General features: G+C 38.2%; 20 protein-coding genes. 16 read left to right on the top strand and 4 right to left on the bottom strand.

The features are described from left to right. Nucleotides 1-109 precede the first annotated feature (109 nt). The 4 genes from ettA (at nucleotide 110) to B6258_RS03730 (ending at nucleotide 2911) form a co-directional block, all read left to right on the top strand. Nucleotides 110-1777, top strand: coding sequence for an energy-dependent translational throttle protein EttA (gene ettA / locus B6258_RS03740; RefSeq protein WP_036932999.1), 1668 nt, complete (start codon nucleotides 110-112; stop codon nucleotides 1775-1777). Nucleotides 1778-1960: 183 nt separating this feature from the next. Beyond that, complete coding sequence (locus tag B6258_RS03735; RefSeq protein ID WP_099074138.1) at nucleotides 1961-2155, top strand: hypothetical protein; 195 nt, start codon at nucleotides 1961-1963, stop codon at nucleotides 2153-2155. Between the two features lie 237 nt (nucleotides 2156-2392). Further along, entirely contained in the window at nucleotides 2393-2518 is a 126-nt protein-coding gene (locus B6258_RS18440) for a hypothetical protein (RefSeq protein ID WP_276307759.1), read from the top strand. 54 nt (nucleotides 2519-2572) lie between these two features. Then, nucleotides 2573-2911 carry a hypothetical protein gene (locus B6258_RS03730; RefSeq protein ID WP_099074137.1) on the top strand — a complete coding sequence of 113 codons (339 nt, stop codon included), beginning with the start codon at nucleotides 2573-2575 and terminating at the stop codon, nucleotides 2909-2911. 203 nt (nucleotides 2912-3114) lie between these two features. On the opposite strand, the gene B6258_RS03725 is transcribed toward B6258_RS03730, so the two are convergent. Next, the gene (locus B6258_RS03725) at nucleotides 3115-3912 is read right to left on the bottom strand and encodes an energy transducer TonB (RefSeq protein WP_099074136.1); all 798 of its coding nucleotides are present in this window, start codon (nucleotides 3910-3912) and stop codon (nucleotides 3115-3117) included. 171 nt (nucleotides 3913-4083) lie between these two features. On the opposite strand from B6258_RS03725, the gene B6258_RS03720 reads away from it, so the two are divergent. The 5 genes from B6258_RS03720 (at nucleotide 4084) to B6258_RS03700 (ending at nucleotide 13077) form a co-directional block, all read left to right on the top strand. Next, nucleotides 4084-4632 carry an RNA polymerase sigma factor gene (locus B6258_RS03720; RefSeq protein WP_099074135.1) on the top strand — a complete coding sequence of 183 codons (549 nt, stop codon included), beginning with the start codon at nucleotides 4084-4086 and terminating at the stop codon, nucleotides 4630-4632. After that, nucleotides 4622-5650, top strand: coding sequence for a FecR family protein (locus B6258_RS03715; protein ID WP_240531516.1), 1029 nt, complete (start codon nucleotides 4622-4624; stop codon nucleotides 5648-5650). The genes B6258_RS03720 and B6258_RS03715 overlap by 11 nt, the downstream gene beginning before the upstream one ends. Before the next feature lie 103 nt (nucleotides 5651-5753). Then, nucleotides 5754-8516 carry a TonB-dependent receptor gene (locus B6258_RS03710; protein WP_099074134.1) on the top strand — a complete coding sequence of 921 codons (2763 nt, stop codon included), beginning with the start codon at nucleotides 5754-5756 and terminating at the stop codon, nucleotides 8514-8516. A gap of 63 nt (nucleotides 8517-8579) precedes the next feature. Then, nucleotides 8580-10289: an ABC transporter ATP-binding protein/permease gene (locus tag B6258_RS03705; protein ID WP_099074133.1), complete on the top strand. Its 1710-nt coding sequence runs from the start codon at nucleotides 8580-8582 to the stop codon at nucleotides 10287-10289. Continuing rightward, nucleotides 10279-13077, top strand: a complete 2799-nt coding sequence (locus tag B6258_RS03700) for a M16 family metallopeptidase (protein ID WP_099074132.1) — start codon at nucleotides 10279-10281, stop codon at nucleotides 13075-13077. Before B6258_RS03705 ends, B6258_RS03700 begins: the two co-directional genes overlap by 11 nt. Nucleotides 13078-13217: 140 nt before the next feature. On the opposite strand, the gene B6258_RS03695 is transcribed toward B6258_RS03700, so the two are convergent. Then, entirely contained in the window at nucleotides 13218-13634 is a 417-nt protein-coding gene (locus tag B6258_RS03695; RefSeq protein ID WP_099074131.1) for a DoxX family protein, read from the bottom strand. Between the two features lie 270 nt (nucleotides 13635-13904). Here B6258_RS03695 and B6258_RS03690 point away from each other — a divergent pair, with 270 nt between their 5' ends. After that, entirely contained in the window at nucleotides 13905-15923 is a 2019-nt protein-coding gene (locus tag B6258_RS03690; RefSeq protein ID WP_099074130.1) for an NADPH-dependent 2,4-dienoyl-CoA reductase, read from the top strand. Between the two features lie 107 nt (nucleotides 15924-16030). Here B6258_RS03690 and sstT read toward each other — a convergent pair whose 3' ends face one another. Next, nucleotides 16031-17284, bottom strand: coding sequence for a serine/threonine transporter SstT (gene sstT / locus B6258_RS03685; RefSeq protein WP_099074129.1), 1254 nt, complete (start codon nucleotides 17282-17284; stop codon nucleotides 16031-16033). A gap of 735 nt (nucleotides 17285-18019) precedes the next feature. Between sstT and B6258_RS03680 the strand changes: the two genes are divergently transcribed. The 5 genes from B6258_RS03680 (at nucleotide 18020) to B6258_RS03660 (ending at nucleotide 20528) form a co-directional block, all read left to right on the top strand. Further along, a complete protein-coding gene (locus B6258_RS03680) occupies nucleotides 18020-18679 on the top strand; it encodes a DedA family protein (RefSeq protein ID WP_099074128.1) in 660 nt (219 codons plus the stop codon). 264 nt (nucleotides 18680-18943) lie between these two features. Continuing rightward, nucleotides 18944-19249: an ElaB/YgaM/YqjD family protein gene (locus B6258_RS03675; protein WP_098941181.1), complete on the top strand. Its 306-nt coding sequence runs from the start codon at nucleotides 18944-18946 to the stop codon at nucleotides 19247-19249. Nucleotides 19250-19255: 6 nt separating this feature from the next. Beyond that, nucleotides 19256-19666 carry a phage holin family protein gene (locus B6258_RS03670; protein ID WP_099074127.1) on the top strand — a complete coding sequence of 137 codons (411 nt, stop codon included), beginning with the start codon at nucleotides 19256-19258 and terminating at the stop codon, nucleotides 19664-19666. Next, the gene (locus B6258_RS03665; RefSeq protein ID WP_240531515.1) at nucleotides 19647-19952 is read left to right on the top strand and encodes a YqjK-like family protein; all 306 of its coding nucleotides are present in this window, start codon (nucleotides 19647-19649) and stop codon (nucleotides 19950-19952) included. Before B6258_RS03670 ends, B6258_RS03665 begins: the two co-directional genes overlap by 20 nt. A gap of 183 nt (nucleotides 19953-20135) precedes the next feature. Then, complete coding sequence (locus B6258_RS03660; protein WP_099074126.1) at nucleotides 20136-20528, top strand: DoxX family protein; 393 nt, start codon at nucleotides 20136-20138, stop codon at nucleotides 20526-20528. A gap of 85 nt (nucleotides 20529-20613) precedes the next feature. Here B6258_RS03660 and B6258_RS03655 read toward each other — a convergent pair whose 3' ends face one another. Beyond that, nucleotides 20614-21516: a LysR family transcriptional regulator gene (locus B6258_RS03655; protein WP_099074125.1), complete on the bottom strand. Its 903-nt coding sequence runs from the start codon at nucleotides 21514-21516 to the stop codon at nucleotides 20614-20616. A gap of 113 nt (nucleotides 21517-21629) precedes the next feature. On the opposite strand from B6258_RS03655, the gene B6258_RS03650 reads away from it, so the two are divergent. Further along, entirely contained in the window at nucleotides 21630-22334 is a 705-nt protein-coding gene (locus tag B6258_RS03650; protein ID WP_099074124.1) for a pirin family protein, read from the top strand. The last annotated feature ends 64 nt before the right edge of the window (nucleotides 22335-22398 follow it).

Raw genomic sequence — 22398 nt, 5'->3', positions numbered from 1 at the left:
TTGTTCATTTTGGTGTCATAAACACGCGGCTTAATCACAAAAAATTTGTTTTTAGCGCAAAAAGTGGCACCTCAGATAAAATCGCTTTTATAATCAAAGGGTAATTATAGTGGCTCAATACGTTTATAGTATGTTGCGTGTCGGGAAAATTGTCCCACCTAAGCGACATATCCTTAAAAACATTTCACTCAGCTTCTTCCCGGGCGCGAAAATTGGTGTGCTTGGTCTTAATGGTGCCGGTAAATCAACATTACTACGCATCATGGCAGGCATTGATACTGATATCGAAGGTGAAGCACGTCCACAACCGGGTATTAAAATTGGTTACTTACCACAAGAACCAAAATTAAACCCTGAACATACCGTACGTGAAGCCGTTGAAGAAGCCGTTAGCGAACTGAAAAACGCATTAAACCGCCTTGATGAAGTCTATGCGGCTTATGCCGATCCTGATGCTGATTTCGATAAATTAGCAAAAGAACAAGGTCAGTTAGAGGCGATTATTCAATCTCATGATGGTCATAACCTTGAAAATCAATTAGAGCGTGCAGCAGAAGCACTGCGTTTACCTGAATGGGACGCTAAAATTGAGAAACTTTCAGGGGGTGAACGCCGCCGTGTTGCTATCTGTCGTCTTCTGTTAGAAAAACCAGATATGCTGTTATTAGATGAACCTACTAACCACTTAGACGCAGAATCTGTAGCTTGGTTAGAACGCTTCTTACATGATTATGAAGGCACTGTTGTGGCGATCACGCACGACCGTTACTTCCTAGATAACGTTGCGGGTTGGATCTTAGAACTTGACCGTGGTGAAGGTATTCCATGGGAAGGTAACTACTCTTCATGGTTAGAGCAAAAAGACGCACGTCTTGAGCAAGAAGCGGCAACTGAAGCAGCTCGCCATAAATCTATTCAGAAAGAACTTGAGTGGATCCGCCAAAATCCTAAAGGTCGTCAAGCAAAAGGCAAGGCTCGCCTTGCTCGCTTTGAAGAACTTAATAGCGTTGATTATCAAAAACGTAATGAAACCAGTGAACTCTTTATTCCACCTGGACCACGTTTAGGGGATAAAGTGTTAGAAATTAATAATCTAACAAAATCTTATGGTGATCGCGTTCTAATTGATGATTTAAGCTTCTCTATTCCTAAGGGGGCAATTGTCGGTATTATCGGTCCTAACGGTGCAGGTAAATCAACACTATTTCGTATGATCTCGGGCCAAGAGCAACCAGACTCAGGTACCTTAGTGTTAGGTGATACTGTTAAGTTAGCATCGGTTGATCAGTTCCGCGATAGTATGGACGACAGTAAAACTGTTTGGGAAGAAGTTTCAGGTGGCCAAGACATTATGCGTATTGGTAACTTTGAAATTCCAAGCCGAGCGTATGTCGGTCGCTTTAACTTTAAAGGCGTTGACCAAGGTAAACGTGTTGGCGAACTTTCTGGTGGTGAGCGTGGTCGTTTGCATCTTGCTAAACTGCTACAAGTTGGCGGTAACATGTTACTGCTCGATGAACCAACTAACGACCTTGACGTTGAAACTTTACGTGCATTAGAAAATGCCCTGCTAGAGTTCCCAGGTTGCGCCATGGTTATTTCCCATGACCGTTGGTTCCTTGACCGTATTGCCACACATATCATCGATTACCAAGATGAAGGTAAAGTGGAATTCTTCGAAGGTAACTTTACCGAGTATGAAGAATACAAAAAGCGGACATTAGGTAACGATGCTATTCAGCCTCGTCGCATGAAATACAAGCGCATGAGTAAATAATCGAATTTACTTACTGTATTCGATAATAAAAAAAAGCAGAGATTATTCTCTGCTTTTTTTATTTAATTAGTTTGGTATTTAATAAATATATTTAAAGTTTAAAAAATAAAAAACAGAACATTATTAATTTAAAATATCCCAAAAACTCAGCCACAAAACCTACATTTATTAATGGATTATTTTATGATAATGATTAACTATTTTGAATTTAGTCAATTCTGTACAGATAAGTTATTAGGAAATATTATTTTAAATGGAATAAATGAAGTTATCACTCCACTATTTAAAGATAACGTTGATAATGAAAAATCATATCCAGTATTTATAACAAAATCATTTGTTGGTAGAAAAGAATATCGATGGGAATTAAAAAAATAAGAAATAGAATATATTAATAATAAATTAATTATTAATATTTGGTTATTTCCTAAAGATAACTCAGGTGATACTTATTTACCTCAAACATTAAAAAATAAAAATCATAAAAGTGCTAAATCAATATTATATCTTGGTAAAATTATTATTGTTGAATTTGGACATATTTCTCCTTGTGTAACCTTAAATGAAGGCATAAAAACGAACAAACGTTATCCTGATAGTATTCAACAAGGGGAGATGCATAAAAGAAGACCTGCGATTGTTATTAAAGCTGATGATAGAGGTGTTAAGGTTATTCCACTTACATCAAAAAAACCTCACGATTTAGCGGTTAATACCTCTATTTTTAAATTATCAGATTAATCAATAAAAAACATTGGTGATCTTGCTAAAAAAGAAACTTATGCTTTATGTGATATGATCCAAACTGTTTGTATTACTCGTATACTCCCGCCTTTATTTAAATTAAATAGCCGTAAAAAATATTATCGCCACCAAGATTATCGTGCTTCAATTTGTAAACATGATCGCAGACAACTAGATAAAGCATTACTATCATCAATATCAAGAAGTAAAATATATTTGGAACTAGAAGAGTTAAGAGAGAAAAATAATTCATTAAAAATAGAATTAGATAAGGCAAAAAGAAATTTAATTATATTAAAAGAGATGTATATGTATACTAACGACAGTAAATCTTTATATATTGATGAAGTTGATAATGAAATTTTATTATATGAAAATTCTATTAAATAATTATATTGCAGTTATATTTTCACTATGATACTCTTTTTTCTGTTGGTGGGGATAAAAGAGCCGGCAATCTTCTCCGCGACGCTGAAAAATTGCGATGCCGACGAACACAAATACTAAAAAACCACCTCCCGGTGGTTTTTTAGTTTCTGTTTCTTTAAATTATTTATTTTTAATGATTATTTTTTATATAATAAATATATAATTTAACTCTCTTGCTTATAATCAAAACTTAAAGGTGCTGTAAACGAAATATTCCCATTAACTAAGCGGTAACTTTCAGGCGCAGGAAGCGGTGAAGCACGTTTAATTGTATTTAATGCTTCTCTGTCAAGAATACGATTACCTGATGATGTTTCCACTTTCGCATCTAATACTTCACCTTTAGCATTTAACACAATAGAAACTTGTGTCACGCCTGTCGCTTTAAAACGTATTGCTGTACGTGGATAACGTTTATACATTTCAAGATGACTATGTACTAAACTTTCCCAGCCCATTTGTCCACTCACTGAAGAGGAAGATAAACTATTAAATTGAGCACTGCTGCTTGTATTAGAGCCAGAAATAGGTGCGCTTGTTATATCTGATGGTGCTTCTGAAACAGGAAGATCATCAGGTACTTTTACCGCAACAGGCTTAGGTTTTACAACCGGTTTTACTTTCGGTTTTTCTGGTATACGCTCATAAGTGCCTTGTTCTACTACAGGCATTTTAGGTAAATCTAACACTTCTTTGATAGGTTCAGGCTCTGTCTCTGCAGGTTCAGGAACAGACATCACTTTCTCAGGTCCAACGGGTACTTCTTTTGTCTCTGCCTGTGCTAATTGATAAACACCAAGGCTTATTGTCATTGCAGGTGGCAAAACACCATGGCGTTCATCTTTAGATGTTATCCAGCCAATAGCGACAACGGCTAACGTTGCATGAAATAAAATACTGGCGGTTAATCCACCAATAGAAAATGACCTACGGCGTGAAAAAGTCGCCGACATACTACTCATAATTCTTGCCTCTGATTTTCATTCTTGTGAATTATAGGCATAATATAAACACAAATGATATTGCTTATTATTAATAATACAATAAAAAATTAGCTTGATAATTATCATAACTTGTTCGCATGAGAAGCAGTAAGAGCTTATTATTTCACTCTTTTTTAGACACCAGAGATTATGGCTAGCGATAAATCATTGGCACAAAAAATTAGTTGTGCCTATCAATCAACCTATGGACAACTTGTGCGTTTTTTCCACAAACGTACGGGGAATTACCATGATGCAGATGATTTGTCTCAAGATGTGTTTACACTATGGCTAAACAGAAAAGAACAAACACCTGTGCAAGAACAGCGTGCTTTTCTGTTTAAAATAGCGAACCACGTTTTGATTGACCATTGGAGAAAAAATCAAAAGCAAAAAGATATCTATCAGGATGATTGTGAACTAGATGACGCCGCTCAAAGTTATACCACGGAGCTTGATCCGGGATATGTCCTAGAGCATCAACAGCGCTTAGATCTACTTAGCGAAGCAATTGAAACATTACCTCCACGCCGTCGAGAAGCATTTGTTCTTTATCGTTTTGATGGACTATCACAAAGCGAAATTGCAGAGCAAATGGAAATCTCAATCAGCATGGTGGAAAAACATATTGCGGCTGCCCTATTACATTGCAAAAGATATGTCGATGCAGGACAGGAGAAATGCACGAATGATGAGTAAGCCGGAAAAAAACATACCGGAAACGAGACCTCACACAGATGAGGATGCAGACTCCCTTTTTTTGGAGACTGATGATGAATTACTCAACGCTTCGACTGATGAGCAAGCGGCCCTTTGGTTCACCCGACAACACAGCCAAAGGATGACCCCTAAACAACGCCAAGCATTTAAAGTGTGGATAGAAAATGATGTAAACCGGCAAGCGTATCAGGATATTGCAGGGCTCTGGCGTCAATGTGATGCATTACCACGACCAACAATAGCCGCCGTTGAAAAGAAAAAGCGCTCACCTTGGCGACCAATGATCCACACCACAGCGACGCTTTGTTTACTCACTGTTTTATATCTTCCTTATAGTCATTTACCTGCATTACTGATGGATAATATGACGCTTGCAACCAGCGACTTACCGAAAGAAATGACCTTAGCTGATGGCTCTAAAGTCTATTTAGACAGAAACACACAGGTAAGAGTGGCTTATGTGCAAGAAGAAAGACGATTATGGCTAGATAAAGGACAAGCGTATTTCAAGGTAAAATCAAATCCGTATCGCCCTTTTTATGTTCATGCTGATACCCGATTAATTAAAGTTGTCGGCACTGAGTTTGAAGTTAATCGCTACGATAACAATCAAATTAACGTTGCTGTCCATGAAGGGATCGTCGAAGTAAAAGCAACACCAAAATCTTCTCCCGCCTATTTGTATGCGGGCTCTCAGGCCACCAGCACATTAACGAGTGACAGTTTTGTTATCTCTTCGGTTAATATTGACTCCGTGGGAAGTTGGCGTTTTGGTCAACTGCATTTCTTTGAGCGCCCATTGGATGAAGTGATAACCAAACTCAAACCTTATCTTAATATCAATATTCAAATTTCCTCCCCCGAAATTGCCAAAATGAAAGTCTCAGGAGTCGCTAACATAAATGATGCCAAAGACTTTATTACCGCAATTCCACTTATATTGCCGGTTAATGTTGTTTTTACCGATAAAAATAATGCGTTAATTATCAACAAGTAAAAATAAATATGAAAAATATTCTTTTTTACAGGTGAGGATAATTCTCATTTCACCCTCTTCCTTAGTAACAACAATTATTAAGTTAGTGAATGGGATTGGTGAAATGAGAATGAATAACAAAAAAGGGGCCCTTAAGAGGTCTTTGCTAGCATTACTAATAAGTACCACTATTGCCGCACCTTGTGCTTATGCATCTACAGTTTCAGTGGCTTTACCAGAACAGTCTTTAGCTGATTCATTAAGTGCCATTGCAAAACAAGGGCAAGTACAAATTTTATTTGATGCAAATTCGGTTAAAAACCTACGTGCTCCAGCACTTTCAGGTCAATATGAAACCCAAACAGCATTACAAAAAGTCTTAATTGGTAGCGGATTAGAAATTATTCCACAAGGCAGTGGATTTGTTATTCGTCCTCTTGCCACGACTAACGCAATTGTTATTCCTGAAGTTAAAGTAATAGGTGTTGGTAGCAGTTATCACCCTTCTACCGATGTCATTTCCGCACCGCAATACATTACTTCAGAAGAGATAAAACAGCGTAATACGGGTGATGGTAATATCACTGACTTACTCAAAAGTAACCCTGCTGTACAGTTCTCCAATAATGACAGCACGTCAATGAATCAGGGTGAAATTAAACCTTCACGCATCTCTATTCATGGTTCTAGCAGTTATCAAAACGCTTACAAACTTGACGGTGTCAGCTTTAACAATGACTTTGATCCGGCTAATTCAGGTAATGGTGAAACCAATACTCGTGTTACTAGTGATGAACAAGGTATGTACCTTGATAGTCGCTTAATTGATAGTGTCACAGTTTATGATAACAACATTCCTGTGGAGTTTGGCGGATTTACAGGCGGAACTGTTGATGTACAAAGCCGTCGTTGGTCAGGCGAAACTCATGCCAATGCCTATTACCGCACAACGCGCTCAAGCTGGAACAATATTTTCACTGATCCAAAACTACATTTTGATACAGCAAACAATGATTTTAGTAACCCTGCTCGTTTCCAGAAAAAATATGACAAACAAAACTTCGGTGGTTGGTTTGAAACAGGGTTAACTGAGCATACAGGTTTAATATTCTCTGCTTCTCGCCGTGAATCAACCATTCCTATGATGATGAGTAGCGCAGGTGGCTTTATCCATACACCTGACTATGAATTAGAACAAGTTGAACAAAACGCTGGTTATCGCGACCAAACTCGTACCTCAGATAGCTATTTTATTAAATACTCTTGGGATATTTCAGATACTCAATCTCTTGATTTATCAAGTAATATCGCGCGTTATAAAAGCTATCTATTCTCAGGTTCAGTCTATAATTCAGGCTATGATAATGAGCATAATGGTTTAAGTTTTACTGCACTGTATAAACATAAGTTAGATCTTGGTACCTTAGAATTAACAACGGGTTATCAAAAATTAGAAGATAAACGAACGAATGATCAAAATTACTTTATTCGTTTAGATGATGCGATTACTGGTTGGTCAACACCAACAAGTTATAACAGTGGTGGTCAGGGTGATCTAAAGAGCAATCAAGAAACCGTAAGTACTAAAGCGATAATGCGTTTTAACTCTTATGACTTAGGTTCAACCATACACCAACCTACAACAGGTTTTGAAGTTGCTAGAACCAAAGGCTCTTATATCAGAGATAAAGATTTTTATAGTTACTTCTATACGGGAATAACAGATCCCGATACAAACGAGTGGAGTGGCGGGCGCTCAAATACAACGCGCTTCCAATCAGGAAGCCATAGTGCAACCTATACAAATTATGCAATCTATCTTGATGACAATATTCAATATAAACGCTTAACGCTGCGTCCTGGTATTCGTTTAGATAGAGATGATTTTGTTCAAAGAAACAATATTTCACCTCGTTTAAGTGGTACTTATGATGTTTGGGGTACAGGCAATACCCTCTTAATTGGTGGTGTAAACCGTTACTACGGTCGCTCCATGTTAACTTACGCATTGTATGGGGCACAAAATGCAGGTTTGCAACACTGTTACTTCGATTGCGAATCACCTGATGCCCGTTGGAATAACCGTACCGATTTTGACGGTATAGATTCCTTAAAAACACCTTACAACGATGAATTCACCTTAGGTTTGCAACAAGAAATTGCCTCAACAACATGGCGTTTACAATACGTTCATCGTAACGGTCGTGATGAAGTGCGTAGTGATACAAAATATCCTGAAAGCACTGATTACGAAAAAATCAATATTCGTGCATTTAATAATAATGGTCGTAGTTCACACGATACGGTAACTTTATCGGTGAAAAATAGCCAGCCTTGGGAATTGGCACAAGCTGATCATGTTTTCAATGCTTCAATAAGCTGGCAACAAAGCAAAACCAATACCCCTAAAGATTCAGGTTATGCTGATTTTAGTCCAAACACTCAAAACGTTAACCGAAACAAAGTGCTATATGATGGAAAAATCATTGATGCCAAAGACCTACCCTCTGGTAATTTCAACTCGCCATTAAAAATCACAGCAGATCTCACTAGCGTTTGGGATGAATGGAATGTGACGTGGTTTAACCAATTGCAATGGAATAGCTGGCGCTCTCAAGCAGAAAAAACCAATAACGGTAACCCGATCAAAACAGATGAAGCGGGTTATATTTATGCCTATAAAAAACAAAATTACAGCAGCCGCTTTACATGGGATACAAAGTTAAGTTGGCAGCCTGAGTTTGCTTATGGTGTAGGTGTCTCTGTGGAAGTGAATAACGTCCTTAATACTAAAAACGTTGCCGATCACTTCACTTATAAAAATAACGATTACAAATCTTATGAACCCGGTCGTCAGTTCTGGTTACAAGTCAGCTACGACTATTAATAAATTGACGAAGTTAATGTGAGCAACCAAGTCGATACACAATAAAAATATGACCGATAAGCAATGAAAACAATAAAACAATTTTTCTATTTAGTTTCACCTTTTTGGGGGCGGCGTGCCGCCCTTTACTGCTGGTTTCTATTAATTGTCTCTTTGACTTTAACCCTGTCCTCCGTTTGGTTTAACGTCAAAATGAATGAATGGAATGGCGGTTTTTATAACGCATTACAACAACTTGATGGACAAGCACTCTACAAGCTCCTTCAACAATTTGTCATCATTATTGCAGGATTAATTACTGTGGTAGTAATGGGTGATTTCTTACGCCAAAAAATGGTCATTCGCTGGCGAGAAGGCATGACAGAGCAAGTCCTCGACCGCTGGTTATCAAAAAACAGTAAACACTACATGTTAAGACTCACTTCTCAAGAGCCTGATAACCCAGATCAGCGTATTGCCGAAGATATTCGTTTACTGATCGAATCCACCATGCGTTTAACGGTGACATTTTTGCACTCGTTACTCACGCTTATCTCTTTTGCCACTATTCTTTGGTCACTGTCTGGCGCTATCTCTTTCACATTAGGTGGTAGTGAGTGGACTATCCCCGGCTATATGTTCTGGGCTTGTATTATCTATACCATTATCGGGATCACCATTACGCAGTTTATTGGTTCACCATTACGTAAAATTAATATGGATAAACAGCGCAAAGAAGCGGATTACCGTACTGCGCTGATCACCCGTAAACAACATGGTGATGCGATTGCAGGTCAACGTGGTGAAACCAGTGATCGCAACGAATTAATGGGTCGTTTTTTAGGGGTTATTCATAACTGGAATAATCTTATACGCTACGAAAGAAACCTTGCATTCTTCACGGTGGGTTATCAACAAGCTACTGCAATGGCACCGATTATTTTTGCCTTACCTAAATTCCTTGCTGGCGAGTTAATGCTAGGGGGATTAATGCAGTTGAGACAAGCATTCTCTAGTGTTGCGGGTGCATTAAGTTGGTTTATTTTCTCGTATAAAGAGATTGCCGCATGGCAAGCAACGGTAACCCGTCTTTATAATTTCGTGGTGCTTTTAGAGCACGATCATGAGCCAGAAGTCACTGATTTAAATGATAAACAGACTAAGTTAAAAGCCAATCTTTCTCTATTTATGCAAGATGACAGCCTGCTAATCCAAGATATTAATTTATCTGTAAAAGCAGGTGAGTTAACCGTTATCGAAGGTTGTTCTGGTTTAGGTAAATCAACACTGCTTAGAGCATTAAGTGGGCATTGGCCTTATTTCAAAGGGGAAATTCAGCGTTCACCAAATGTATGCTGGATCCCACAGCGCATGTATCTACCTTTTGCACGTTTAGACAGTCTGCTCGCTTATCCTTGTCAGCCTAATCAATTCTCTGCTAATGAGTACGAAGAAGTGCTTCACTTGGTAGGCTTAGACAAAATAAAAAATCAACTTTCACTGGAAACGGATTGGACAACACGTCTATCCGGTGGTGAGCAACAGCGCCTTATTTTTGCCCGTTTATTACTCAATAAACCAGAGCTTATTTTATTAGATGAAACCACCTCTGCACTTGATGAACAAAATGCATTAAACATGTTGAAATTGCTAAAACAACATCTGCCAACCACGGGTATTGCCTTAGTCAGCCACCAGCACTTTACTCATGTGATTGCAGATAATGTGATTTCACTCAAAGCCCCTACCGTGTCCTCCTCTCAACCTGCTGGAGTTACCGAATATGTATCGTAAATTACTGATTGTTTCAGTCAGTCTTTCGCTTTTAGGGTGTGCGGCAAGCAACCCTAATCAAAATGATAAAAATACGCTACTACTGCGTCCTGATGTTCGCCATTTCACGTTAGATAATGGTTTAGACGTCTACTTACTGCAACGCCCACAAAGCGGTGTTGAAATGCGCCTTTTAGTCAAAAGCGGCTCAGTTCAAGAAGATGAAAAACAGCTCGGTTTTTCACACTTTACTGAGCATATGGCATTTAAAGGTACAACTCATTTTCCGGGTACAACAGGCTTTAAACAACTTGAAGGCCTAGGCATGAAATTAGGTAGTCATGTAAATGCCGTAACAAGTTTAAATGCGACGACTTATAAACTGTCATTACCGAATGCAAACCCGATCCAAATTAAAACGGGGCTAAAAATCTTATCTGATTGGGCATTTGAAATGACATTTGACCCTATTGAGTTTGATAAAGAGCGTCCCGTCATTGTTGAAGAATGGCGTTTGCGTCAGGGTATCGGTTTTCGAATTAACCGCCAGTTAGAAGAATTGCGTTATTACGGTAGCCGTTATCTAGATCGTGATCCTATTGGCGATTTAGACATTGTTAAACATGGCGATGTGAAAGATGCAAAGCGCTATTACGATACTTGGTATCAACCAGAAAGAATGGCATTAGTGCTGGTCGGTAACTTTAATCAGGGCGACGCTATTGCCGATATTAAGCAACTGTTTAACGCTAAAAATAGCGAGAATAAAGGAATTGATAATCCATCTTGGCACAATTTTATCGATCATAAAGATCTACTCGTTAAAACGATTTTCGATAAAGAGCAAGGCTCTCGTATTTTGCAATTTACCTTGCAACGGACTTTGCCAGCACCTTTAAATAGTCGCCAAGGTCAATATGAAGATTTAATGGATTCATTATGGCTATCAATTTTAAATCAACGTTTCTCCACTATCGTTGATAATGGTTTAATGGCTTCTATTAGCGCTAATGCACAAGGTGCAATGTTAGACTCTCGTCGTTCACAACAACTGATGATTGCGCATCCTAAAGGTAATGATTACCAAGGCGCATTAGATATCTTATTTACAGAAGTTCAACGCTTAGCCTCTGTTCCTGTCACTCAAGAAGAGTTAGATAATGCTCGCAACGCGATGTTAAAACGTCTAAGTCAACAAGCTGCGGGTGAAGAGCGTTACGAACACGATTATTTAGCCAATCAAATCACGACAGCCATTGAATTGGATATGCCAATTCAAACGAAAAAACAGGCACTCAATTTAAGCTATCAATTAATCAATAAAGTGACCCCTGAAACATTGTCAGCTTATTTCGCCCAATATCTAAAACAATCATCGCCACGCGTTGCTGTCATTGGCCCTGATAATGATGCTAATTTGTTTAATGCAACTAAAGCTGCACAACGCTGGCAAGAAATTAGACAATCAAATCCAGGCGCATTTACCCTAAAAACGCAAGCCGTTGTATTAGATATTAAACCTGAACTCACTGGTTCAGTTGTTTCAACACAATCACTGCCGATTGAAAAAACACAAGAGTGGACACTGAGCAATAACGTAAAAGTAATTGTGAAAAATGACAGTTATCTCAAAGATAATATTCAAGTTTCACTGCGTATTCCGGGCGGTTCTTCACTTGAAACAAATCAAAGCTTAGGCATGGTGCAATGGGCATTAAAACTACCTGAAGTCAGTGGATATGGTCATTATAATGCACGTGAATTGGCATTATTTACCAAACAACACCAGATTAGTTTGCGCCCTTATAGCGAGCTGTTATTCCATGGTTTTCGTGGCGAAGCGCCGATTGATGAATTGGAAACCTTGCTAACTTTAATGCACCTAAAAGTGACTTCTCCACAGTTTAATGGCGAGAAGTTAGAGCAACAAAAGCAAGCCATGGCATTAGGTATTTCAAAAACACCTGTTGAACGTACTTTCTTAGATAATATCAATAAAGAAAGCTATCAAAATGGCGATCGTTTAGTGGTTTCTCCTCAAGGTATTTGGAAACAGTTTACTGCCCAACAATTACAAAAAACCAACCAAATGATTTTAGGGCAACCAGCTGATATGACATTAGTTATCAGTGGTCCAGTTAATCTCAATCAAGTTAAACCTCTTGTTGAACGTTGGATTGCGAGTCTGCCAACGCGTTCAGAGCAACGCTTATTTTGGGCAGATCCCGCGATTAATCCTAAACTTACCTCGTTTAGCAAAACATATCCTATTGCAAGTAGTGATAAGAGCATGATTAGCATTCAATATGCAGCACCGGCTCAATGGTCACAGCAACAAGTATTGGCGCTAAATTTACTCGATACGGTAATCAGCCAACGTTTAAGACTCAATCTACGTGAAAGAGCAGGTGGTATTTATTCACTGGGTTTCTCTGAAATGTTAACGAAAGTGCCTACAAGCTACTATACCGGTCGTTTAAACTTTACGGCATCACCTGAGCGTGCAGATGAATTAATTACTCTTGCTCGTAAAGTCGTGAATGAAGTTAAGCAATCTGGCATTACAGATAAAGAGTTACAAGAGGCTAAAAATATCTGGTTAACTGAAAATTCACAGGTAAATGATAGTGCAAGCTATTGGACAGATGCCCTTGCACAAGTTGCAACTGATGACCAACAGTATCAACGTTTACTGACTGATCCCGCCATTATAAAAACATTAAGTGTTAACACTATAAACCAAGTCGCTCGCCAGTGGTTAGGTGAGAATGAAAAGGTCTTTAAGTTAACGCCAGCAACTCAAAAATAAAAACAACTTAGGTTGAAAACGATAAACCATAAAGTTGCCTAAAATAAAACGCCCAGTTCGCAAGATAAAACTGGGCGTTTATTCATCTATTTTAATCAAGTTACAACAATAAAATTCAAATTTATTGATTATTAAATTTATTAATCTTTTTTAACAGCAAAACGACCACTGCCTAAAAACATCACAGCAATCGCGGCAAATAGATAAAAGCCTGCACTTTCTGGCGCCCATCCCCCTGTTTTGGGATTTAATGCAAATAGATCACCTGAGTGAACCATCAAGACGGCAACAAACATTGTCCCTGCTAAAATGAGTGCTGAGGCACGAGTAAATAGACCGATAATCAGCAGGATAGGAGCAACCACTTCCCCAATCACTGTACCGTAGGCAATAAAGGCGGGTAGATTAACATTAGCTAACATGCCCTGAATACCGGCTAATCCACCGGGTTCCATTTTATGAAGCCCATGTAATAACATTAAAACGCCAAGAGAAACACGTAATACCAATTTACCTAAGTCAGAACAGTCAACAAGTTGATTAAATTTATTAATCATAACGTCTCCAAATTCAAAATAGTGATGTGTGTTTTTAATACATATTAATAGGTACACTACATTATATGATGAAATATTATGAATGATTGTAATTTTTATTATCACTATTTGTTCTCATTAACTAATTACTTAGATTATTATTGATTTATAGTCCTCTACTCACCTTTTCTATGATTAAGATCACAACTTATTAACATAATAAACTCTTAATCACTCACTTCTCGTTATGCTAATAGATATCTCATCTGACCAGTATAAAAAGGGTATCTGATGGCACATTATTCTCATCTATTTTCGCCTCTTGATTTAGGGTTTACCGTACTTAAAAACCGTATTCTTATGGGCTCTATGCATACTGGACTTGAAGAAAATCCGAATGACGCCCCAAAACTTGCACAGTTTTATGCCCAAAGAGCCGCGGCAGGTGTTGCATTAATAGTGACTGGCGGGATCTCCCCCAATAAACAAGGTGTGTTATTACCACACGCGGCAACATTGATATCTGAAAGCCAACTGGTGACTCATCAACTTGTTACTAATGCAGTACATCAGCAAGGAGGTAAAATTGCTTTACAGATCTTGCACACAGGTCGTTATAGTTACCAGCCTAACTTAGTTGCCCCTTCTGCTATTCAATCGCCAATCACCCCTTTTATGCCAACAGAAATGAGTCATGAACAAATCGAACAAACTATCGATGACTACATTCACTGTGCACAATTAGCTCAAAAGGCGGGCTATGATGGTGTTGAGATAATGGGATCCGAAGGCTATTTAATTAATCAGTTTTTAGTCAGTCATACCAATCAGCGAAACGATCAATGGGGTGGAAATATTGAAAATCGTTGTCGTTTCGCGTTACGCATTCTTGAAGGCATAAAAAAAGCCGTCGGTAAGCAGTTTATTATTATTTACCGTCTTTCTATGTTGGATTTAATTAAAGAGGGTTCAGATGCATCAGAGGTACTTTATCTTGCCAAAGCCGTTGAAAAAGCGGGTGTGACAATGATCAATACAGGGATCGGCTGGCATGAAGCACGAGTTCCCACGATAGCCACCATGGTACCAAGAGGCCAATTTGCGAATGTAACGCGCGAATTAATGGGAAAGGTGAATATCCCACTGATTACATCAAACCGAATTAATACACCACAAACCGCAGAAGCTATTTTAGCTGAAGGCTGTGCTGATATGGTTTCAATGGCTCGCCCTTTTCTTGCTGATCCTGATTTTGTGCTTAAAGCGCAACAGGAGCGCGAAGATGAAATCAATACTTGCATTGCTTGTAATCAGGCATGCCTTGATGAAATATTTTCAGGCCAAACCGCCTCTTGCTTAGTTAATCCTTTTGCGTGTCGAGAAACCGAACTTCTGGTTATTCCAACTCAACAACCTAAAAAGCTGGCTGTTGTTGGTGCGGGCCCTGCGGGATTATCTTTTGCGGTAACCGCCGCCAAACGAGGCCATCATGTCACACTGTTTGAAAAAGAAGATGTGATTGGTGGTCAACTGAATATCGCCAGTCAAATTCCGGGGAAAGAAGAATTTAAAGAGACATTACGTTACTTCAAACGACAATTACAACTCACTGGTGTGATTGTTAAAAATAATACCGAAGCCACTCCTCGTCATCTTGAAAACTTTGATGAAGTGATTTTAGCCAGTGGTGTTACTCCTCACAGCCCTGACATTGAAGGGCAAGATAATGAGATAGTTAAAAATTACCTTGATGTTTTAAAATACCATCAACCTGTGGGTAAAAATGTAGTGATCATTGGCAGCGGAGGTATTGGCTTTGATACTGGCCTCTATCTTACTCAAAAAGGGCAATGCAGTAGCCTAAGCCCTTGTGCTTTTAACAAAGAATGGGGTATTGACCCAACGCTTTCATCTCGTGGTGGTATCAAGCCCGTTAATCACCTTAAAGATGATACTAAACACATTGTGATGACACAGCGTAAAGCCGGAAAAATAGGCTTAAGTTTGGGAAAAACAACAGGTTGGATACACAGACTAACATTAGAAAAAAAAGGCGTTAAATTCTTAACTGATTGTCATTATCAAAAAATCACCCCCGAAGGTCTTGTGATTGAACAAGAAGGAAAACAACAACTTCTTATGGCTGATAATATTATATTGTGTACAGGGCAACGCGCTTATCACCCTCTCTTTGCGCCTTTAGAAAAAGAAAATAAAACAGTTCATCTTATTGGTGGAGCAAAAGATGCCAGTGCATTAGATGCAAAACGCGCCATTAGGCAAGGCACAGAACTCGCCCTCGAAATTTAATCAACTAAGGTTAACAAGACAAAAAGAAACCCCACAAAATGTGGGGTTCTATTTTTTATTATTGATTATTATTTTTACAGCTCTTCCTGTCTTACTACTTACCCTTTTTACCCATTATTTTTTTCAGTTAATGGATTATCTGAAATACGATTATCTTCAGCAATACAGACTGTTGCAGTAAAGAGAACATCCGTTGATGAGTTAAGTGCTGTTTCTGCTGAATCTTGTAACACACCAATCATCACACCCACTGCAACCACTTGCATAGCAATATCATTGCTAATACCAAACATACTACAAGCCAGTGGAATTAACAGTAAAGAACCACCTGCAACACCCGATGCACCACACGCACAAATTGCGGCAACAAGGCTTAATAACAATGCGGTTGGCACATCAACAGGCATACCTAATGTATTTACTGCCGCTAATGTCAAAATCGTGATAGTAATTGCTGCACCACCCATATTGATGGTCGCACCTAATGGAATTGAAACAGAATAAGTATCTTCGTTTAAATTCATACGACGGCACATTGCCATATTCACAGGAATATTTGCTGCTGAGCTACGTGTAAAGAAGGCTGTTACACCACTTTCACGCAGACATGCCCATACTAATGGGTATGGATTGCTGCGAATTTTCCAAAATACAATCATTGGGTTCACAACTAAAGCAACAAACAGCATACAGCCAAGTAGTACCACAAGAACTTGTAAGTAGCCTGCGAGAACTTCAAAGCCAGTTGTTGCGATAGTTGATGACACTAAACCAAAAATACCGATAGGCGCTAAACGAATAACAACACGTACTACGTTTGTTACTGCATCCGCTAAATCTTGCGTTAAAACTTTAGTGGTATCACGTGCATGGCGTAATGCTAAGCCAAGCCCGATAGACCACGCTAGGATACCCATATAGTTACCATTGATAAGCGCATCAACAGGGTTTGCGACCACATTAATTAATACGCCTTTAAGAACTTCAGCAATATTCTCAGGGGGTGACAATTGTGATTCGTTAACAACCAGCGTTAAAACTGATGGGAACATAAAGCTGGCAACAACTGCGGTTAACGCAGCAAAGAACGTTGCTAACAGATATAAAATTAATACAGGGCGGATATTCGATTTTTGCCCTTGGCGATGATTAGCTATCGAAGCCATAACCAGTACCCATACTAAGATAGGCGCTACGGCTTTCAGTGCACTAATAAACAGGGTACCTAGTAGACTCATCATCTTGGCAGCTTCTGGCGCTAACCAAGCAAGTAAGATCCCTGCAATTAAACCAACGAGTATTTGTTTGACGAGGCTTCCCTTAAAGAACAGGCTGAAGACTCTGGATTGTTGTTTATCCATAGCTATTCCATTACTTAAAATAATATTTAAAAAAGGCATTTTTGAGTGTTTGCAATGCCAGTATAAGGAATTGAATCGCGCTGAAAAGCTGATTATGCAAAATATACAGTATTAACCGTTTTTGTTAACAATAAAATAACATAACTGTGATCATAATAGGATTTTGTTCTTTTTAATATACCAACATGAAATGAAAGAAATTATTATTATCAGTAAGTTATACCTAGTCATCTTACTTACTTTTTATTTTATTTCTTCTCTTTGGGATTTTCCTAATCAATTGATAGTCTTTTTTATTAACATTATCACTAACAATTATCCACTATGAACATCTTTAAATAGAATAAATAATAAACAAAAAAAGACGAACAATATAAACAAGATAACGTTTTATTTTTCTCAATTAATATTAAAAATTTATCTTTTATGATCTCGATAAAATAGAGAACACCTCCTGATATTATCGATCTTCTTAAGATTTTCTTTTTAAAAATGCCCTATTCTGAACTCAAAAAGAGATTAGATGTCTATTTTTCAAGATCCAATATCCATGTGTAAGTAGTGTCGTCATCGAGTTGAAAAATTTTCTGTCTAGTTTTTCCTGATTTTGTTAGAGTGTTGCTGTTTTAAACAATGAAAAATAGACCCTATGAAGTAGAAAACGGGTAAGTAGATTACAACACTTATTGATTTTATATTTACCCCCAAATGACTCAGTTTTAGGAAGCCTTTTATATGGAAATCGTAAGAGAGCTATTCTTGGCGCTATGGCATCAAGATTACGAAACCTTAGCTAATCCTTCATTAATATGGATTATCTACATTTTATTATTCACCATACTATTCCTAGAAAACGGAGTATTGCCCGCAGCTTTCTTACCAGGAGATAGCTTATTAATTTTAGTGGGCGTGTTAATTGCTAAAGATACAATGGATTTTCCATTGACCTTACTTATTTTGACCGCAGGCGCGAGCTTAGGTTGTTGGTTGGGCTATCTTCAAGGGCGATGGCTTGGAAATACAAAATTAGTACGCAGTTGGCTATCGCATCTGCCAGAACATTACCATCAGCGCGCGCATGGGCTTTTTCATCGCCATGGCTTAGCCGCATTACTTATTGGTCGTTTTTTAGCGTTCGTTAGAACATTGCTACCAACGATTGCTGGCCTTGCTGGATTAAACAACACGCGCTTTCAAATTTTCAACTGGTTAAGCGGACTTTTATGGGTCGGTATACTGACCACATTGGGTTATATGTTAGGTAATAGCCCACTGTTTCGTCAGTATGAACACCATTTAATGAATATCCTTATGCTATTACCTGTTTGCCTATTAGTCATGGGATTAATTGGTAGTATCTGGGTTGTCATTAAAAAGAAAAAAGCGAAAGCGTAAAATCTATCAAATAATATAAAGATTTTCCGACTGCCATAAAAAGCAATAAGAAAAAAATGACAAAGGCCTGTTTCATATATTTGAGCAGGCCTTTATTTTATTTCGTTATATACTCGCCTTAATACCATCTCATGCTTGTAACCATGAACACCGATTAAGATTTATCTCTTTTTTTTAATATTAAGTCGTTATTTAATTTCATTAAGCGGTAAAATTAGTCTATTGTTATAAGTATCACATCTATCTCTATTAAAGGAGTTAATTATGTCTCATCAACGTTCAAATGAAGATCTGCGTAGTGAATTGAAATCTCTTGCTGATACTCTAGAAGAAGTGCTGAACTCCTCTGCAGATAAATCCAAAGAAGAAATCCAAAGCCTGCGTGCAAAAGCAGAATCGGCAATAAAAGGTTCTCGTGCAAAACTCAGTGATGCAGGAAGAGAAATTGTCGATAACACCAAAGAAATCGCCGGAAAAGCAGATAACTATGTTCGTGAAAACCCATGGACAGGTGTCGGTATTGGTGCGGCTGTTGGTGTTGTTCTTGGTGTTCTTCTAGCAAAACGCTAATTAATAATGAGTGATACGCAAAGACCACAGGGCCCCGCATCCGGGGTTCTGAATTCTCTCAGTAAAATTGGTGCTATTGTCATAGGCATGGTTGAAACACGCCTAAACTTGATTGCCGTTGAACTGGAAGAAGAAAAAACCACGCTTATCCAGCTTATTCTTATGGCGGGTGTTACCTTGTTGCTCACCGCTTTTGGCTTAATGAGCCTACTTATTCTGATTTTTTGGGTAATTCCACCTGAATATCGAGTCTATGCTTTAGCCATCACAACCGCTACTTTACTTTTTTGTGCACTGATTGGTGCCATCATGACATTAAGAAAAGCGCGAAATTCCACCTTACTAGGCGATACTCGCCAGCAATTGGAATTAGATAAACGTCTTTTGGAGCAGTATCATGATGAACAAACAAAATAAGCAGACGATCCTCGCAAGACGTAAAAAGCTGTTGTTGAATAAAATTCAGCAACAGCGTGCAGACTTAGGGCAAAGCACGCAAACTTGGCTTGATGTGACAGAGCCTTATGATAAAGCGTGGCGAATTTTAGTTTCTTTAAAACCCGCATTTTTAGTGGGTGCTAGTTTTATTTCTCTTTACAGCATCAAACACCCTAGAAAAATCATACGATTAGGGCAACGTGCCATCGGTGCAATTGGCTTAATTCGTACCATCCAAAAGTCCTTCAAAAAAACCTCAGATTGAACATCAATTTTTTTGTCTAAGAATGTTAATTCTTCTTAATATCCTCTTTAATCAACTCACGTTATTATATATCTCACAACGTAGCCGTGGTTATTAAATCTAAAAACAGAAAAATAACCGACGAAAATACAATACAAATCGATATACATTGCGAATAATAGAGTTGAATTAGGAATAAAGACCATGAAAAAATTTGAAGACATTGCATTATTAATTGCCCGTATTTTAATGCCTATTTTATTTATTAGTGCAGGCTACGGAAAAATTAGTGGCTACGAAGGAACACAGCAATATATGCAAGCAATGGGTGTTCCAGGTTTCTTATTGCCACTGACTATTTTATTAGAATTAGGCGGTGGATTAGCAATCTTATTTGGTTTCTTAACTCGCACAACAGCAATCTTTACCGCGGTATTTACTCTTCTAACCGCACTACTGTTCCACAGTAATTTTGCTGAAGGCATGAACCAATTAATGTTTATGAAAAATATGACAATCGCAGGCGGATATTTATTACTGGTTATCACTGGTCCAGGTAAATGGAGCTTAGATCGTATTTTCAATAAAAATTGGTAATAACGAATTTAGAAACAAAAAAGATCCCCTTGGGGATCTTTTTTTGTTTTAAGCATAAAATCTAAAGATTATCTGAGCTTCAAAACTATTTTTTATCATTTGCAAAGAGTTTAGGTATTTCACGTAAACACCATGATTTGGCTTCACCCATACTATCTCTTCGCCATGCCATAATAATATTATTTTCATGGTGATATTCAGGGCCAACAACACGCAAACGCCCTTCTTTAATATCATCTTCAATTAAATCAATTGGCATCGTCGCCACACCTAAACCGGCAATTAAAGCACGACGTTTATCTTCAATAGAACTGACCGTTAAACGACGCTGTTTATCTAATAGCAGTACAGTTAAAACTGGGCGCTCTCTTGCTGTATCTGCAATGGCAATACCTCGATATTTTAAGCGAGTTTCTTCTGATAATGGCTCAGGTTCATTATGGATGGGGTGATCTGGGCTGGCGACATAAACGCTAGTGGTATTGTATAAAGGACGAAAGTTGATTTCTGATGAAGTGCGAAAATGCATATCAGGTGAAATCACAATATCACACTTACCACTTTCTAAACTTTCCCAAGCACCTGCTAAGACTTCTGTCACTAAAGAGAGTTGGGTATTGGATTTTTCAGCTAATTTATCAACCAAAGGAAAGAGTCTAGATGCAGGAGTGAGCGCTTCACAAACAATGGTAATATGAGGCTCCCAGCCTCTTGCTAAGGCTTCTGCATCTGACGTTAATTTGTCAGCAGCCTCAAGTAAGATGCGTCCTCTATCAAGCAACATTCTGCCAACATTGGTAAATTTAGTTCTATGGCCAGAACGGTCAAAAAGGACAACATCTAAATCTTCTTCTAATTTTTGCATGGTATAACTGAGTGCCGATGGAACTCGATTTAGTTCATCAGCAGCTGCTGCAAAACTCCCTCTACGATCAATGGCATCCATCACTCGTAAAGATTCCAACGTAATGGCTTTGTCTTTACTCATTATACTTATCTCTATCAAATAATTTGATTATAGGCACCAGATTAACTTGCTAACAATAGACAGTCCATACCTCTATGATAAATATATTGATAATCTACTCGAAAAATACCGCTATGATAAAATACAGAACAGCACAACAATGTGGTAAAGCGGATTATGGTTGGCTACAAGCTCGCTACACATTTTCCTTTGGCCACTACTTTGACCCTCATTTTTTAGACTATGGCACACTAAGAGTTCTCAACCAAGAAGTGCTTGCCCCAAATTCTGAATTTAAAGCAAAGACTTATCCTCATGTTGATGTCGTTAACTTGATCCTTCAAGGAGAAGCGACATACCTTGATAATATGGGACGTACAGTGACGGCAAAAGAAAATGAGTGCTTACTTATTTCACCGCATAATACTGAAACATATATTGAGAAAAATAGCAGCCCTGATACGCCGTTAACCCGTATCCAGTTGTGGCTAAATGCGTGTCCACAACAAGAAAGTGTAGCTTCACAAAAATTGGCTTTAGATGAAAACTTAAAATATCAATTGTTAGCTTCACCTACTGGTGATGATGGCTCGTTGATGTTAAGGCAAACAATTTGGCTTTATCATATTCATTTACAAGCAGGCGATGAAATTACACTGCCAATAAAGGGACAGAAAGGCTTTTTACAATCTATAAAAGGCGGCTCCTGTTTACAAACGTCAACACACGAAAATGGGCAAATTCAGTGTGGTGATGGGGCTTTTATCCAAGATAGTCACAGTATCACGTTAAAAAGCTCGGCTGAGTTTCGTGGCTTGTTTATTGATATTATTTCGTGACAGTTGATTTAGATGGGTTTAAAAACAGAAAACCCTCGAAACACAATGTGAATCGAGGGTTTTT

Source organism: Proteus alimentorum (assembly GCF_002607735.1).
Taxonomy (GTDB): domain Bacteria; phylum Pseudomonadota; class Gammaproteobacteria; order Enterobacterales; family Enterobacteriaceae; genus Proteus; species Proteus alimentorum.
This window is presented reverse-complemented; position numbering and strand designations above follow the sequence as displayed.